Source organism: Natronococcus jeotgali DSM 18795 (assembly GCF_000337695.1).
GTDB lineage: Archaea > Halobacteriota > Halobacteria > Halobacteriales > Natrialbaceae > Natronococcus > Natronococcus jeotgali.
On record NZ_AOIA01000124.1, the window covers coordinates 16,043 to 30,670 of the forward strand.

General features: G+C 71.4%; 12 protein-coding genes. 7 read left to right on the top strand and 5 right to left on the bottom strand.

The features are described from left to right. Window positions 1–103 precede the first annotated feature (103 nt). The 3 genes from C492_RS25610 to C492_RS14020 all read left to right on the top strand — a co-directional run bounded on the left by C492_RS25610 (window position 104) and on the right by C492_RS14020 (window position 2,699). A complete protein-coding gene (locus C492_RS25610) occupies window positions 104–226 on the top strand; it encodes a hypothetical protein (protein WP_005558169.1) in 123 nt (40 codons plus the stop codon). Between the two features lie 219 nt (window positions 227–445). Continuing rightward, window positions 446–1,315, top strand: coding sequence for a UbiA family prenyltransferase (locus C492_RS14015; RefSeq protein ID WP_008424671.1), 870 nt, complete (start codon window positions 446–448; stop codon window positions 1,313–1,315). Window positions 1,316–1,415: 100 nt separating this feature from the next. Continuing rightward, a complete protein-coding gene (locus C492_RS14020; protein ID WP_008424672.1) occupies window positions 1,416–2,699 on the top strand; it encodes a polysaccharide deacetylase family protein in 1,284 nt (427 codons plus the stop codon). A gap of 354 nt (window positions 2,700–3,053) precedes the next feature. Here C492_RS14020 and C492_RS14025 read toward each other — a convergent pair whose 3' ends face one another. After that, window positions 3,054–4,142 carry a DUF1616 domain-containing protein gene (locus C492_RS14025; RefSeq protein ID WP_008424673.1) on the bottom strand — a complete coding sequence of 363 codons (1,089 nt, stop codon included), beginning with the start codon at window positions 4,140–4,142 and terminating at the stop codon, window positions 3,054–3,056. A gap of 71 nt (window positions 4,143–4,213) precedes the next feature. Then, window positions 4,214–6,265 carry a hypothetical protein gene (locus C492_RS14030; RefSeq protein ID WP_008424675.1) on the bottom strand — a complete coding sequence of 684 codons (2,052 nt, stop codon included), beginning with the start codon at window positions 6,263–6,265 and terminating at the stop codon, window positions 4,214–4,216. A gap of 93 nt (window positions 6,266–6,358) precedes the next feature. Between C492_RS14030 and C492_RS14035 the strand changes: the two genes are divergently transcribed. The 3 genes from C492_RS14035 to C492_RS14045 are packed head-to-tail and all read left to right on the top strand — an operon-like array spanning window position 6,359 to window position 9,290. Continuing rightward, window positions 6,359–7,822 (top strand): DUF58 domain-containing protein, encoded by a 1,464-nt coding sequence (locus tag C492_RS14035; RefSeq protein WP_008424676.1) that lies wholly within the window; start codon window positions 6,359–6,361, stop codon window positions 7,820–7,822. Further along, window positions 7,819–8,328 carry a hypothetical protein gene (locus C492_RS14040; protein ID WP_008424677.1) on the top strand — a complete coding sequence of 170 codons (510 nt, stop codon included), beginning with the start codon at window positions 7,819–7,821 and terminating at the stop codon, window positions 8,326–8,328. The genes C492_RS14035 and C492_RS14040 overlap by 4 nt, the downstream gene beginning before the upstream one ends. After that, complete coding sequence (locus C492_RS14045; RefSeq protein ID WP_008424678.1) at window positions 8,325–9,290, top strand: hypothetical protein; 966 nt, start codon at window positions 8,325–8,327, stop codon at window positions 9,288–9,290. Before C492_RS14040 ends, C492_RS14045 begins: the two co-directional genes overlap by 4 nt. Here C492_RS14045 and C492_RS14050 read toward each other — a convergent pair. Genes C492_RS14050 through C492_RS14060 form a run of 3 tightly spaced genes read right to left on the bottom strand, consistent with a single transcriptional unit; the run spans window position 9,287 to window position 11,657 of the window. Next, window positions 9,287–10,291 carry an AAA family ATPase gene (locus C492_RS14050; protein WP_008424679.1) on the bottom strand — a complete coding sequence of 335 codons (1,005 nt, stop codon included), beginning with the start codon at window positions 10,289–10,291 and terminating at the stop codon, window positions 9,287–9,289. The genes C492_RS14045 and C492_RS14050 overlap by 4 nt on opposite strands. Next, window positions 10,288–11,379 carry a DUF4350 domain-containing protein gene (locus tag C492_RS14055; RefSeq protein WP_049893069.1) on the bottom strand — a complete coding sequence of 364 codons (1,092 nt, stop codon included), beginning with the start codon at window positions 11,377–11,379 and terminating at the stop codon, window positions 10,288–10,290. Before C492_RS14055 ends, C492_RS14050 begins: the two co-directional genes overlap by 4 nt. After that, window positions 11,376–11,657: a hypothetical protein gene (locus C492_RS14060; protein WP_008424681.1), complete on the bottom strand. Its 282-nt coding sequence runs from the start codon at window positions 11,655–11,657 to the stop codon at window positions 11,376–11,378. The genes C492_RS14055 and C492_RS14060 overlap by 4 nt, the downstream gene beginning before the upstream one ends. 205 nt (window positions 11,658–11,862) lie before the next feature. Between C492_RS14060 and C492_RS14065 the strand changes: the two genes are divergently transcribed. After that, window positions 11,863–14,628, top strand: a 2,766-nt coding sequence (locus C492_RS14065) for an ABC transporter permease (RefSeq protein ID WP_008424682.1), incomplete at its 3' end; no start/stop codon positions are given.

Below are 14,628 nucleotides of genomic sequence, written 5' to 3' on the forward strand. Positions count from 1 at the left end.
GGCAGCGATTGCCGTCGCTCGGGCGCTGCCGGCCGCTCGAGGGAAATTAACTCAGTTCCGTATTAGGGTAGTTTTATTAGGCGGGCTACGGTATGCACAGGTGATGCCCGAAGTAAACGTCTCCGAGTCCCTGTACAAGAAGCTCGAGGAAGAGAACCCCGAGTCGATCGAGGACGCGGTGTGGGAGCTGATGTACCAGGCCCGTCGCGAGTCCCAGTACCAGTAGTCGCCGACGCCCTTCGTAGTCGCACGCCCGTACTTCTGTCGAGACGCTCACCGTCTGCCGAGTCGCGTCGCCACCTGAGGCACCGAAGCGCTTGACCCCGTCGGGACCAAACCCCTGACAAGCGGTGTCCCCCGGTACTCCACGCGACGGTCCGCCGGACGCGCGCGAACAGTCCCGGACTCGCCTCGAGTACCGGTCCCGGTCGGAGGCGGTGTCGTAGTGTCGACGACCAGCGCATCCCGGGAGGACCGTCGCCCCCCCGCGTGGCTGCTCGGCTGGCTCCGGTTTCTCGTCCACAGCAACCTCTTCATCTCGCTGTCGGCCGCGAGCGTGGTCGTCACTACGACCGTCCTCGCGGGGCTTTCGCTGGAGCCGCTCCCCTTCTGTATCGTCTTCGCCGCGGCGATGTTCGTCTACACGGTCAATCGCTTCACCGACCTCGAGGAGGACCGCGAGAACGTCCCCCGGCGGGCGGCGTTCGTCGAGCGTTACGGCCTGTTCTGGTTGGCCCTGGGGGTCGGCCTCTACCTCGGGGCCATCGCCGTCGCGGTCGTCCTCGAGTTGCCGGGCGCCGGCTACCTGCTGTTGCCCGCGGTCGTCGCCGTGTCGTACACCCTGGGAATCAAGCGGGTCTTTCTCGTGAAGAACCTCTTCGTGGGCCTCGCCTGGGCGGTGATTCCCCTGGGCGTCGGCGTCTACTACGAACGGCTGTTCGCCCTCGAGGTGCTCTTTCTGGCGGCCCACGTCGGGGCGATGATCACGGTCGCCGCGGCGGTCTTCGATATCAAGGACATCGAGGGCGACCGCGAGCAGGGGATCGACACGCTCCCGACGGCCGTCGGCCCCCGACGGACGCGCCTCGCCGCCCAGGCGGCGAACGCCCTCGTGGCCGCGGTCGTCGTCGCCGTCGTCTCGGTCGGCGTCCTCGACGCCCGATTTCTCGTCTTGCTCGCCTTCCACGGCTACGTCGGTTGCTACATCCCGTTCGCGAGCCGCGATCGCGGCCCGCTGTTCTACGGCGGGATCGTCGACGGCGAGCACGTCTTCCTGGCCGCGCTCGTCGTCGTCCTCGAGTGGACCGTCTGGTAGTCCGCGAACGGGTTCGGGGTACGGCCGGACTACGGATCGCGGACGGGGGCCTACGGGGCGCATAACAAACCGTCGATCCGAGGTGTCGTTTCGACGATCGATGGACCGACGAACCTATCTCGCGACGGGAGTGGCCGCGGCCCTGGCCGGCTGTTCCGAACTGGGCGGGCCGGGAGAACCGGAGACGAACGAGGAGCGAACCGACGGCGCCGACGGGCCGACCGAAAACGCCAGCGACGAGCCGTCCGACGGCGCCGACGACGAGGACTACCCCGACCTGGTCGGCACCTTCGACGACTTCGAAAACCTCGAGGAGTGGTGGGAGTGGCAGGACATCGGCACCCTCGAGGCGGACTCGACTCGCTCGTCGGGGGGATCGCAGTCGGCGCTGCTCACGTCCTCGCCCGAGGACCGGGGCCAGGTCCGGGTCCGCCGCGAACTCGAGGAGCCGATCGACGTTCGGGAGGTCGCGCCCGGGCTCGACCTGGCCACGGACACCGACGCCGGCGTAGTGCGCATCCAACTCCAGGACGAGAACGCCCACTACGTCGAGTACAGCCAGCGGTTCATGGGCAACATGCCGCTGACCCGGCACAACTTCGGGATCACGCGGATCCGCGGCGAGCCCGATCTGAGCGAGGTGATCGTCCTGCAGGTCATCCGCTGGTTCGGCGACGACGCCGAGGGACGCCAGTGGGTCGACGACTTCCACTTCGTCCCCCGCCCGACCGGGGGGAAGGTGATGGTCCAGTTCCACGGCGGCTACGAGAGCCACTATCGGGAAGCCCTCGAGCTGGTCGAGGAGTACGACGTCCCCGCGACGGCGTTCGTCCCGACCGGACGGGTTCGAGAGGACGACGCCGTCGACGGCGATCGGCTCACCCGCGAGCAGGTCGACGAGCTCGCCGCCGCAGACTGGACGATCGGCGCCCAGCCCGCGAACGGCCAGCTCCTCGATCAGGTCGATTCGGACGCCCTCGAGGACGCGATCGGCGAGCCGATCGACTGGCTCGCCGAGGCGGGGTACGACGATGGCGCGCGCTTTTTCGCCTACCCCGGCTCGCGCTACACCGAGGAGAGCTACGAGCTCGTCCGGGACAACTACGAGCTCGGGTTCGCGGGTCGCTCCCGATCGCAGGGGTACGCTGGCAACCCGCACCTCTGCTCGACGACCGAGACCCCCGGACCTGGCGAGGCGACGGACCTGCTCGACTGGACCGTCGAGTGGGGCGGGATCACGACGATCCCGTTCTACCGCCTCGACGACCCGGAGACCCTCGAGGCGCTCGAGGAGACGCTATCGGGGATCGACCAGCGCCGCTCGGCGGACGAACTCGAGGTCATCACGCCCGCCGAGATGGCCGAGAACTACGTCTACGAGTAGGGGCCGACGGCTCCTCGAGGCGCCGTCGCTACCGGTTCGGAAATCGAGAGGCGACGAACGGAGGTCAAAACGCGCGTGCCGGGATGGCCGAATTCAGGCGTCCGGCCGCCACAGGAGTCGTACCAGAGGATCATGGCGTTCGATGCGAGGTGGGGCGTTCCGCGTCGTTGGTGTGGTATTCGTTGTCATCACCTCCACACGTTCGCGGAGTACACGTCAAGTAATAAGTCTTCCCACTAGTCGTATCGAAACGATAGCGGCGAATAAGTGGTCGTATGATTTCGTTAATCGATATATACTTGTCTCGAGTTTACTCATCCGACCGATGCTGCCGACGGCGAGGGCGAGTCGGAGTCAGGAGTCCTCGACGTCGACCCAGAGGTGGACGTGGTACTCGGTGTCGTCGGTCGTCGGCTCCTCGGGTACCTCCTCGCCGGGGAACAACAGCCAGACGATCCGCACGTTCTCACCGGTCATCGTCGGCTCGAACTCGTGGGTTCGGTGCCAGCTCTCGTTGTGGGCGAGCGTCGTCTCGAAGCGCTCGAGTTCCCGCTGCTCGGTGACGACCGTCTCGTTGACCGCGGTCCGGTTCTCCCCGTCGGATTCGGTGACGGCGCTTTCGTTGACGACGGTCTCCGTTTGCTGTTCGACGGCGACGAGGGTGTAGTCGGTCGTCTCGTGCTCGTGGTTGTCGATCCCGAGAACGACCTCGCCGCTCTCGCCCTGGGCGAGTTCGGTGGGGTAGTCGTCGGCGACGAGCTCGCCGTCGTCGTCCTCCGTGAGGAGATACACCGCCGAGAACTGCTCGCCGGCCGGCGGGGAGACGACCGCGAAGCCGACGACGCCGACCGCGAGTACGATCGAGAGGATCAACATGACGTTCAACGCCCCGTCGAGGCGGGTGTCGGGCTCGAGCAGCTCGGAGCGCCCGGCCGCGTACCACTCGCCGTAGGGAACGGCGAACCGCTCCTCGGCGGGCAGTTCCCAGCGGCGGCGGGCCGCGACCGCGGTCGCGGCGACCGTAAAGCTCGAGAGGGCGACCATAATCGGCGCCAGCCGGATTCCCCAGGGCGTGAAGTTCAGGACGAGCCCGATCAGCGGAACGACGGCGATGCTCAGTCCGAACGCGAGCGCGACGCGCTCGATGCCGTCGATCCCGGCGCGGATCGACTCGCCGGAGAACCGTCCGGCGTCGCCTTCCTCGGCGCCGCGGTCGGTCGGCGACTCCCCGGTCTCCGGAAACAGCGCGGCGACGAAGACGTAGCCGGGGACGAACAGCGCGAAGACCAGTCCGAGCGGCACTCGCAGCGGCGTCTGGCGAACGAGCGGCGCGAAGACGGCGACGTTGACGAGGACGGTCACGACGAGCATCGCCGCGAGGTCGGCGGGCAGCCTGCGAACCGGGCGCGGGAGCAACAACCGGAGCGACCGTCGATCGTCCATTCGGTACGACGTTGACGGGACGACGATAAAAGTCGGTCGATTGGACCGTCACGCTCCGCCGACGGTCCACCCTACTCGAGGTCGGCCGCCTCGCACAGCCGCCGGGCGACGGCGAGAGCGCGCCCGGCCTGTTCCTCGGCGACCGGATCCGCGGTGAACGCGGCTACCTCGTAGGTTTCGACGAGCTCGCGCAACGCCTCGGCGTCGGCCTCGTCGGCGTGCTCGCGGTAGAACTCCCAGTGGGTCGCCGCGCCGGGTCGGCCCAGCGCGCTGCCGTAGGCGTGTCGAACCGCGGCGTAGGCCGTTCGGACGGCGGTGTCGTATCGCTCGGCCGCGCGTCGCTCGTCGGCCCGCTCGAGCAGGGCGTCGACGCGTTCTCGCGTGGCGATCGGCTCCGCGTCCGGCGCGGTCCCGGCGACCGCGACCGCCGGTGTCCGGTCGCGCCCGTCGCGTTCGGAGCGACGGCGCCACCAGCCCGCCAGCCCGAGCGCCCCGACTCCGAGCAGCGCGCCGACGCCGGCGATCGCGGACCGCGGAACCGACAGCGAGTCGCCGGCGCCGGGCATCGCCACGGTCGACTCGGCGTCGGCGGCGGCCAGGTTCGACCCCGCGTCGTCGTAGGCGACGGCAACGGTCACCTCCTCGCCGTCGACCGAGCCCGTCTCGACGGTGCCCGCGATATCGCCGTTCGCGTCGGTTTCGACGGTATCGGCGGTCACGCCGTCGATCCTGACCTCGAGCGTCTGGTTGGCGAGGGGCTCGCCGTCGGCGGTCCGGAAGCTGCCGTCGACGGCGATCTCCTCCTCGCCGACCGCCGTCGCCGACGCCGTCAACTCGGTGTCAGTCTCGGCGACGGTGACGGGGGCTTCCGCCGGCGACGCCGTAAGGGTGCGATCGTCGAACGGCAGCGAGGCGGTCACCGTCCCCTCGCCGTCGGAGACGTTCGCCGGAACCGGGACCGACCCCGCGAACTCGCCGTCGGTCGTATTGACCGTCCCGAGGGTCTCGCCGTCGATAGCGATCGCGACCGGAACGTCGTCGACGGGGACGCCCGCGGCCGAGACCGTTCCGTCGACCGACAGCGACTCGTTGTAGGCGGCCTCGCCGGTCGCGGAGAAGCCGTCGATCGTCGCCGTCGTCTGCTCGGGCGTTACCTCGAGGTCGGCCTCGCTGCCGAGGTAGGTCGTGTCGCCGTCGGGGACGTACTCGACGGTAACGGTCTCGGCGTCGAGCTCGAGGTCGGTCGGGCGGTACTCGAACTCGAACTGGGAGTTCTCTGTCTCCCACCAGTCGCCGGCGGAGTCCTCGAGTTCGACGGGATCGCCCTCGACGAGGATCCGCAGGTCCTCCTCCTCGACCGGGGCGCCGTCCGCGGTTCGCACCTCGCCGCGGACGACCATCGGGTCCTCGAACGACGCCGTCCCGTCGACGACCTCGAGGTCGAGTTCGGTCTCGACGAACTGCTCGTCGCGGACGGCCGTCTGCGTCTCGTCGATCTCGTTGCGGGTTTCCTCGACCGCCGCGGCCGCCTCCGAGAAGTCCTGATCGGTCTCGTTCGAGATCGTCTCGTAGCTGGTGGTGGCGTTCTCGCCGGCCTCGTCGATCTCGTCGTACTGGCCCTCGAGTTCGCGGGCGAGGTCGTGGGCGCGCTCCTCGTCGCCGGCCTCGAGGGCGGCCTCGTACTCGGCCTGCGTTTGCTCGTACTCCTCGATCGTGTCGGCCATCCGCCGCTGTTCCTCGGAGGCGTTCCGGTAGGCCTCCACCAGCTCCTCGTCGTCGGCGACCTCGGCGTACTGCGCGAGGCGCTCGTCGTAGTCGTCGCCGACGTACTCGCGGGCCCGGTCGTACTGGCCCTCGTTCAGGGCGACCGTCCCCTCCTGAAGCTGGCCGGCCAGCCGATCGGCGAGCCAGGACTCGAGCTCCCCGCCCTCGGACTCGTCGTACTCGTCGGGGTTCTGGTGGCGGGGCGTTTCGTTCGCCGCCGGCGCGTCGGTCTGGGCGAGCGCGCCGCTCGCGCTCGACTGGGCGGGCGCTCCGGCGGGAGCGCCCGCGGCGGTCGCCGCCATCGGTAGCGAACACGCTACCAGCACGAGCACGACCGCGCGGACGGCGACGTGGTTCACGATCGGTAATTCACGCCGCCGAACAAAAGCCTGTCTGCTCGCCGTCGCGGGATAACCAGTAAGTTCAACAGGTCACCGAAAAACCACTGGTGTATGCGACCGACGCGTCAGGCCTGGGCGGTCGGAGCGCTCGCGAGCGCCCTCGCCGTCCTCGCCGCCGTCTTCGCCCGTCCGCTGTTGCTCGGAGCGACGGTGTTACTCGGCGCGTGGCTCCTCGTCCGCCAGGTCCTGTTCGTGCGCGGCGTCGCCGACGCGCTCGACTCGCTGACGGTTCGCCAGGTTCCCGCCGCGAACGCGGTTCGGGCCGACGCGGAGATCCCGGTAACTCTCGAGGCGACGCTGGACGCGCCCGCCCGACTGCAACTGTCGGTCGACGGCGGCGTCCCGACGGGCGCCACCGCCGCGGGACCCCTGTCGGCGACCCTCGAGCCCGGAGACGCGACGACCCGCGGGACGACGACTGTCACGTGGCCGGTGGCCGGTCGCCACCGGTTCGACCGACCGACGGTGACCGCGACCGACGGGCTGTTCGCGGCGACGATCCCGGTCGAGTCGCGGCCGACGGTGACGGTCGAACCCCGCGGTCCCCACTCCGCCCACGTCGGCCGCGGCGGCGACCGGGTCTCGATCGCCCAGGGCGAACACGACGCCGGACAGCGCGGCCCCGGGCTCGAGCCCGCGGAGCTGCGCGAGTACGTTCCGGGCGACTCGGCCGACGAGATCGACTGGAAGGCGACCGCGCGACTCGACACCCTCCACGTGCGCGAGTACGAAACCCAGACGCACCGACCCACGATGCTGTTGGTCGACCACGGCGCCGCGCTCGCGGCCGGACCGCCCGGGGAGTCGAAACTCGACTACCTCCGCGAGACCGCGCTCGCGATCGCCGCGAACGCCCGCGAGCTCGACGATCCGCTCGGCCTGATCACCGTCGGCGACGAGGGGATCACCTCCCGGATCGACCCCACGACGGGGCCGGCGGCCTACCTGTCGATCCGGCGCCGGCTGCTCGAGCTCGAGCCGACCGGGCTCGACGACGACGGCGCCGTCCCCGAGACGGTCGAGCGCGCGCAGCCGATCCCGGGACCGGTGCCGTCGCCGACTCGTCCACGAGCGGCGCTGTCGGCGCTCGACGGTGCCGGCGACCCGTTCGCCCGCGCGCTCGAGCCGTTCTACGCGGCCCGCACCGAGTACGACATCCGCTTCGACGCCGAGCCGCTGCTGGGCGCGGTTCGAACCGCGCTCACCGGACAGGACAGCCGTCAGTGGACGGTCATCTGCACCGACGACTCCGACCGCGACACGCTGTACGAGACGATCAGGTTCGCCCGCGCCAGGGGGAGCCGAGTGCTCGTGTTGCTGGCGCCGACCGTGCTGTTCGCGACCGACGAGCTGGGCGATCCCGACCGGGCGTCGGATCGTTACCTCGAGTTCGAGGAGCTCCGGCGCGACCTCGATCGGATGGACGCGGTGACGGCGTTCGAGGTCGCCCCGGAGGATCGGCTCTCGGCCGTCCTCGAGGCGACCCGTTCGCGATCGCGGGGTGAGCTCCGGTGAGCGACGCCGCGACGGGCGGTCGGATCGAGTCGACGCTCGTCACCGAGCGGTCGTCGTGGTCCACCGCCGTCGGGACGATCGCGCTCGTCGCCGCCTTCGGCGCGGCCGCGGGGCCCTCCGGCGTCGGCGCCGGGGTCGCGACGGCGCTGCTGTGGTACGGGTTCGGGACGCCGTCCGCGATCGCGGTCGGTCACGTCCTGTTGCTCGTGCTGTTTTCCGGCGGGGTCGATCCGATCGCGCTCGCCACGGCCGAGGTCGGGCTGCTCGCGGTGCTCGCGGCCCCCCTCCTGGGGACGCGGGCACCGCTTCGAGCCGTCGCGGGAACGCTGCTGGCCGTCGCCGTCCTCGGCGGAATCGGCTTGCTCGCGGCCGTCTCGTTGCCGCCGTGGCAGGCCGCCGCCGTCACCGTCGGCGCGGTCGGACTGGCGAGCTACGGGCTCTACCGCTACGGGCTCGTCTCGCTCGGCCTCGTCGACGACGACACACCTCCTACTACCGACGAATGAGCACATACGACTTCGAATCCGGCGATCGAACCGAGACGGAGACAGCCACCGGGACGGCGTTCGACGGCGAGTCGACCGACCGCCTCGAGCGAGCCGAGGCGCGGGCGGAGCTGCTCGCCGAGGAGAACCGCCGACTGCGGGCTCGAAACGCGCGCGCACGGCGCTCGAAGTACCGACGGACGGCACTCGGGCTCGTCGCGATCGGCGTCTGTGCGGTCGCCGGCGGAGCGGCCTTTCCCGACAGCCGCGAGATCCTCCTCGCGCTGGGCGCGACCGGGCTGTTCGGCGGGCTGCTCACCTATTACCTGACCCCGGGGCAGTTCGTCGCCGCCTCGGTCGGCGAACGGGTCTACGCCGCCTGGGCGGCCAACGGCGACTCGCTCGCGGCCGAGCTGGGCCTGCGCGAGGACCGGGTGTACGTCCCCGACGAGCGGGCCGACACCGCCCGACTGTACGTTCCCGCGCGGGCGGAGTTCGAACCGCCGACGGAGGCCGAGGGGCCGCTGGTGCTCGAGCGCGACGGACGGGGCCTGCTCGTGGCGCCGACCGGGGCAACGCTGTTCGAGGAGTTCAGGCGGGCCCTCTCGGGCGAGCTCGCGAACCGGCCCGAGCCCCTCGCGGTGCAACTGGCCGACGGGCTCGTCGAGCAGTTCGAGCTGGCCGACGGCGTCGACCCGGACGTGGACGCGGCGAACGGGCGGGTTACCGCGGCGATCTCCGGAAGCGCGTTCGGCGCCGTCGATCGGTTCGACCACCCGATCGCGTCCTTCCTCGCGGTCGGGCTCGCCGCCGGCCTCGATCGGCCCGTGACCCTCGAGGTCGAGGCCGGCGGCGAGCGGGCCGACTGGCTGGTGACCTGCCGGTTCGAGCCCGACGAGACGACGGGCGAAAACGAGACGGAAGCGGCGGACGACTCCGAGAGCGACGGGGCCTCCGAGTCGGACGGCGGCGAACCGCGCTAGTTCGGCGTCGGCTTCCCGCCGAGGCCGTCGGTGTCGGGAACGGTGACGGTGTCGACGATCTCTTCGACGACGTCGGCGGGACTCACGTCGCTCAGCTCGGCCTCGGTGTCGAGTACCAGTCGGTGGGTCAGGATCGGCTCCGTGAGCGCCTTGACGTCCTCGGTCGTCGCGTACTCGCGTCCTCGGATCGCCGCTCGAGCCTTGATCCCCCTGAGGAACGCCAGCGACGCCCGCGGGGAGACCCCGTAGCTGACGTCGGGGTGCTCGCGGGTCGCGGCGACGAGGTCGAGGACGTACTCGGTGACCGGCTCGGCGACGTGGACGTCGGTGACGGCCTCGCGGGCCGCGCGGATGTCCTCGGTTCGGACCGCCTGCTCGATCGCGTCGGGACCCAGATCGGGCTGCTCGTCGAAGCGCCGGAGCAACTCGGTCTCCTCCTCGCGGTCGGGCAGGTCGACGGTGAGCTTGAACATGAAGCGGTCCCGCTGGGCCTCCGGCAGCTCGAAGACGCCCTCCATCTCGATGGGGTTCTGTGTCGCGACGACCATGAACGGCTCCGGCAGCGCCAGGGTCTGGCCCTCGATCGTGACGGTTCGTTCCTGCATCGCCTCGAGCAGGGCCGACTGGGTCTTCGGCGTCGCGCGGTTGATCTCGTCGGCGACGACCAGGTTCGAGAACACCGGTCCCCGCTGGAGCTCGAACTCGCCGGTCGGCTCGCGGTAGACCTGGGTGCCGGTGATGTCGGCCGGCATGATGTCGGGGGTCATCTGGACGCGCTGGTAGGCGAGCCCGGTCGATCGCGCCAGGAGGTTCGCGATCGTCGTCTTGGCGACGCCCGGAACGCCCTCGAGCAGGAGGTGGCCCCGGGTCAGCAGGGCGATCGTCAGGTGTTCGATCGCCTCCTCGTTGCCGACCAGGACCCGTTCGGTCTCGGTCCGGATCGATTCGTACACCGTCTGGGGATCGTCCGCGAAGGGCCAGTTCCGGTCCGTCTCGCTCATCGCTCCTCGTGTTTCGAGCGGGAACGGTTAAGCGCTGTTATCGTTTCGCGGATCCGACTCTCCTCCCAGTCGGGGTGGCGCTCCCGGAGCAGCTCGGCCCGCTCGTCGTCGGTGAGGGTGTCGGGATCGTCGCCCGACGCGAGGCGGGCGCGGACGGCTCCGAACCCGTCCCGCAGCGTTCGGTTCGAGGCGCCGACGACGGCGACGACGACGCCCAGCCCCACCAGGGCCTGCAGCGCGGGCAGCTCCCGCAGCGTCAACATCGCGCTCGCCAGCGGCGGGAGCTCCTCGCCGTGGCTCAGGTCGAACAGGACGCGCTCGCCGTCGGCGTACTGGCGCTCGAGGAAGGCGGCGTTGTCGGGCTCGTCGTACATCGCGTTGATCGTGATGCTCGGGTCGCCCACGACGACGACCTCGCCGTCGCCGACGTCCTCGACGGTCGCGACGGGGCGGGAGTCGAGGTCGGTGTCCGCGTCGGGGTCGGCGTCGGCCGAGTCGGCCAGGTAGGCGTAGTCGCCGGTCTCGACCAGCACCGTCGCGCCGTTGGGGTCGACCGCCGTGGCGTAGTTCAGCGAGAGCTGCTCGACGCCGGCGGTTCGGGTGTGGTCCGTTACCCCGTCGGCGATCGGCATCGCCGGCCCCCGGTCGTAGTTTTGCTCGTCGAGTAGCACGCTCCCGTTCGCGCGGGCGTCGGCGCCGACGTCCTCGAGCAGCTCGTTCGATTCGGCGCCGAAGTTCTCGAGGACGACCAGCGTGCCGCCGTTCTCGACGAACCGCCCGACGCGGGCGGCGTCGGCGGCGCCGTAGGACTCCTCGGGGGCGACGACGAACGCCGTCGTCTCGTTGGCCGGCGCGGTCTCGTAGCGGTCGGTGTCCCGGACGAGTTCGCTCTCGACGTTGCCGTCGGTCTGGATTTCCCCGCGGAACTCGCCGCTCCCGTCCCAGGCGGAGTTGTACGGGCCGAACGCCGCGGAGGACGTGGACGCGGCGACGAACAGGCCGACGAGGACCGCAGCCGCGAGCGCGACCAGCAACGCGGCCGGCCAGTCGATCCCGTCGCCGTCGGTGACGTACTCGCGGAGGCTCAGAACGGCACCACCTCCGGCGGGAGGATCTCGAGAATCCGGCGGACGACGACGACCGCGAACCCGACCAGCCCGAGTCCGATCAGCCACAGCAGGCGCCGGCGCCAGGCGGGCGTGATGTTGACCGGGGCGGTGAGTTCGGTGACGATCAACAGCCCGATCAACGACAGCACGAAAAACAGCTCGTAGGAGAGGCTGCCCAGCAGCGTCAGCGCGAGGACCGTCGCGAGCATCCAGGCGAGCTGTCCGTGGACGAACCGCATCCGGCGCTGGGTCGGCATCTACTCGAGCCAGCGAGCCCGGAGACCGTAAATCTCCCGTTCGATCGACCGGTCACCGAGGTGACCGCTTCGTCCCGGCGGTCCCGATCGACGCCGGAGCCGTCCTCGAGCACCGCCCCCGGATCGAGCCCTCTGGCTCGACGACCGTCGGTTCGACAGGTATTTACGCCGACTCCGCTCTTCAAACTCCAACTCTCTGGTCTCGATGACGTACCTTCGCGCGCTCGTCGGTCGCTGGTCGCGCCGGGACCGACTCGCGGTCCTCGTGATCGCGCTGACGGTGGCGCTTTTGGTCGGCGCCGCGTTGCTGGTCGTCGCCGCGGGCGACCAGACCCGCGACCTCGCCGCCGAGTACGACGGCAACGCCTCGGTCGCGGGCTACGACTCCCTCGAGAACGCGAGTCGGGCGGCCGACTCGGACGATATCGTGCTCCCGACGGCGACCGCGATAGGCCCGGACGGCGACAGCCGTCGGATCGTCGCGATCCCCGACGACGCCGCGGCGATCGGCCTCCCCGACCGACCCAACGGGACCGTCGCGGCGGACGCCGACGGGGAGACGTGGCGTCTCGAGGGGGCCGACCGAACCGAGTCGACGACGGTCGCGGCTGCGAGCGCGCCCGCGGACCCTCTCCCGCCGGACTGGCTCCGAACGACGCCGGAGACGCTCGCGTCCGTCGGACCGACGGGCGCGCTCGTCGTCTCTCTCGCGGAGAACGGGGGGACGCCGCTGGTCGGCGCCCTCGAGTTTTTCACCCGGGGCGCCGCTGATGTCCTCGGGGTCGTCCGTACCGGAGTCGCCGCGGCCGGCGTGATCGTCGCCGCGACGCTCTCGAGCGTCGTCCGGATGACGATCCGGGACCGCGCGCGGACGATCCGCGTCGTTCGGGCGACCGGGGCCGCGCCGCGGCGGGTTCGGCTCGCGTTCGCTGCGCGGGCGGGCGCGATCGCGCTCGCCGGCGGCGTCCTCGGCTACGCGATCGGCGCGATCGTCGCCAACGCGGCGGTCACCGCGGCGGTGATCGTCGGGCTACCGACGACGCTCTCGGTCGCGGTAACCCCCGAGGTCGCGCGGCTCGTCGCGGCGATGCTGGCCGCGATCACGCTCGTCGGCGCCGCGACGGGCTACGTCACGGCTCGAGCCGCGACGGCGAAACCGCCCGCACGGGTCGGACGGGACGGGCCGAGCGGGCGTTCGAACGCGCCGAGCGGGCGGCTCGGCCGCGCCGCCGCGGGCGCCCGGCGTCGCCTCGGACCCTCGGTGTTGGCCGCGCGGACGGTCGTCCCCGCGGCGGCGACGCTGTCGACGTTCGCGGTGATCGTCCTGCTGGTCGCGTCGCTCGGGACGGTCGGCGCCTCGCTGTCGGCCGACGGGACGGCGATCGCCGAGCCCGACGCCGCCCACCCCGCCGACAGCCGGGTCTCGGCCGACTACGCCGAGAGCCTCGAGCGCCGGGGGATCCCGGCCAGCCCGGAGATCCTGCTGTTCGCGAGCCGCGACGGGAACCCCCACCTCGTCCGCGGGGTCGACTACGACTCGTTCGCGACGGTCTCCGACGCCCGCATCGTCGAGGGGACCGAACCGGCGGCCGACGAGGATGCCGTCGTCGGGGTCGAGCTGGCCGACGCCCTCGGGCTCGAGCCCGGCGACGAGCTCGTCGTCGGCGGGAGCACCGAGCCCGCGGTTGGGGTGGTAACCGTCGTCGGCACCGTCGAGACGGGCGGGTTCGCCGACCACCAGCTGCTGGTCTCGCTGCCGACCGCGCGCCACCTCTCCGCGCTCGAGGACGGTGACGTGAACCGGATTCGAACGGCCGTCGAACCCGACGCGGACGCCGAGCGAACGACGGCGGTCGTCGACGTCGAGGCGCCGCCGCACGCCCCGCCCGGCGAGGCGGTGACCGTCGAGGCGACCGTCTGGAACCCTGCGGCCGAGCCAGCCGAGCGGACCCTCGAGGCTCGACTGGGAAGCGGCGAGGCGAGCCGAACCCTCGAGCTCGAGCCCGGCGAGTACGAACTGGCGGTCGGCGACGTCGGGAAGTCGATCGTCGTCGCCGACGCGCCGCCGCTCGAGTCGCCCGCGGTGCCGGCGTCGGGCCCGCCGAACGCGACGCTTTCCGTCCCGGTCCGCGAGGCGGGCGGTAAGCCGGTGGCGAACGCGACGGTGCGGATCGGGAACCGAACCGCCGAGACCGACGCCGCCGGCGTCGCGGCCCTCGAGCTCCCGGCGAACGAAGGGACGTACGACGCGACGGTCCGGGCCGGCGAGCGCGAGCGAAACGCGTCGATCCGGGTCGCCCGGGACGCCGCCCCGGTCCCCGCGGCGTCGGTCTCGATCGATCCGTCGCCGCCGTCCGTCCACGCCCGGCCGACCGCGACGGTCGAGTTCGAGAACCCGTGGGACCGGTCCCTGGAGACCGCGATCGAGCTCGAGGGCCCAGGAGCGACCGAGCGGGCGACGATCGCCCTCGAGCCCGGCGGGACGACGACGCGGACGGCGACGCTCTCGCGGCAGCCGCCGGGCAACTACTCCGCGAGCGTCGCGAGCGCGGACGGGGACCGGACGCTGGCGGCGACCGAGTACGAGGTCGTCGGGGACGACCGCGTCGTGAGCGCGCTCGCCGCCAGCGGCCACCACCGGGCCGCGGGCGGGATCGGGACGGCGATCGAGTACGCCGTTGGGAACCTCCGGGTGCTGTTCGGAGCGCTGACGGCGCTCGCGGCGCTGACCGTCGTCGGGGCGACCAGCGCCGTCCTCGCGCGGGGGATCCGAGCCCGCCGCCGGACGCTCGCGATCCACCGGGCGACCGGGGCCTCGCCGTGGCGCGTGCTCGGGATCGTGCTCGGCGACGCCGCCCGGATCGGCGTCGTCGCCTCGGCCGCCGCGGTCGGGCTCGCCGTCGCGGCCCTCGAGGTTCTGGCCGCGACCGGTCGGCTGACTGCCTTCGGCGTCTCGCTTTCCCCCCGGCCG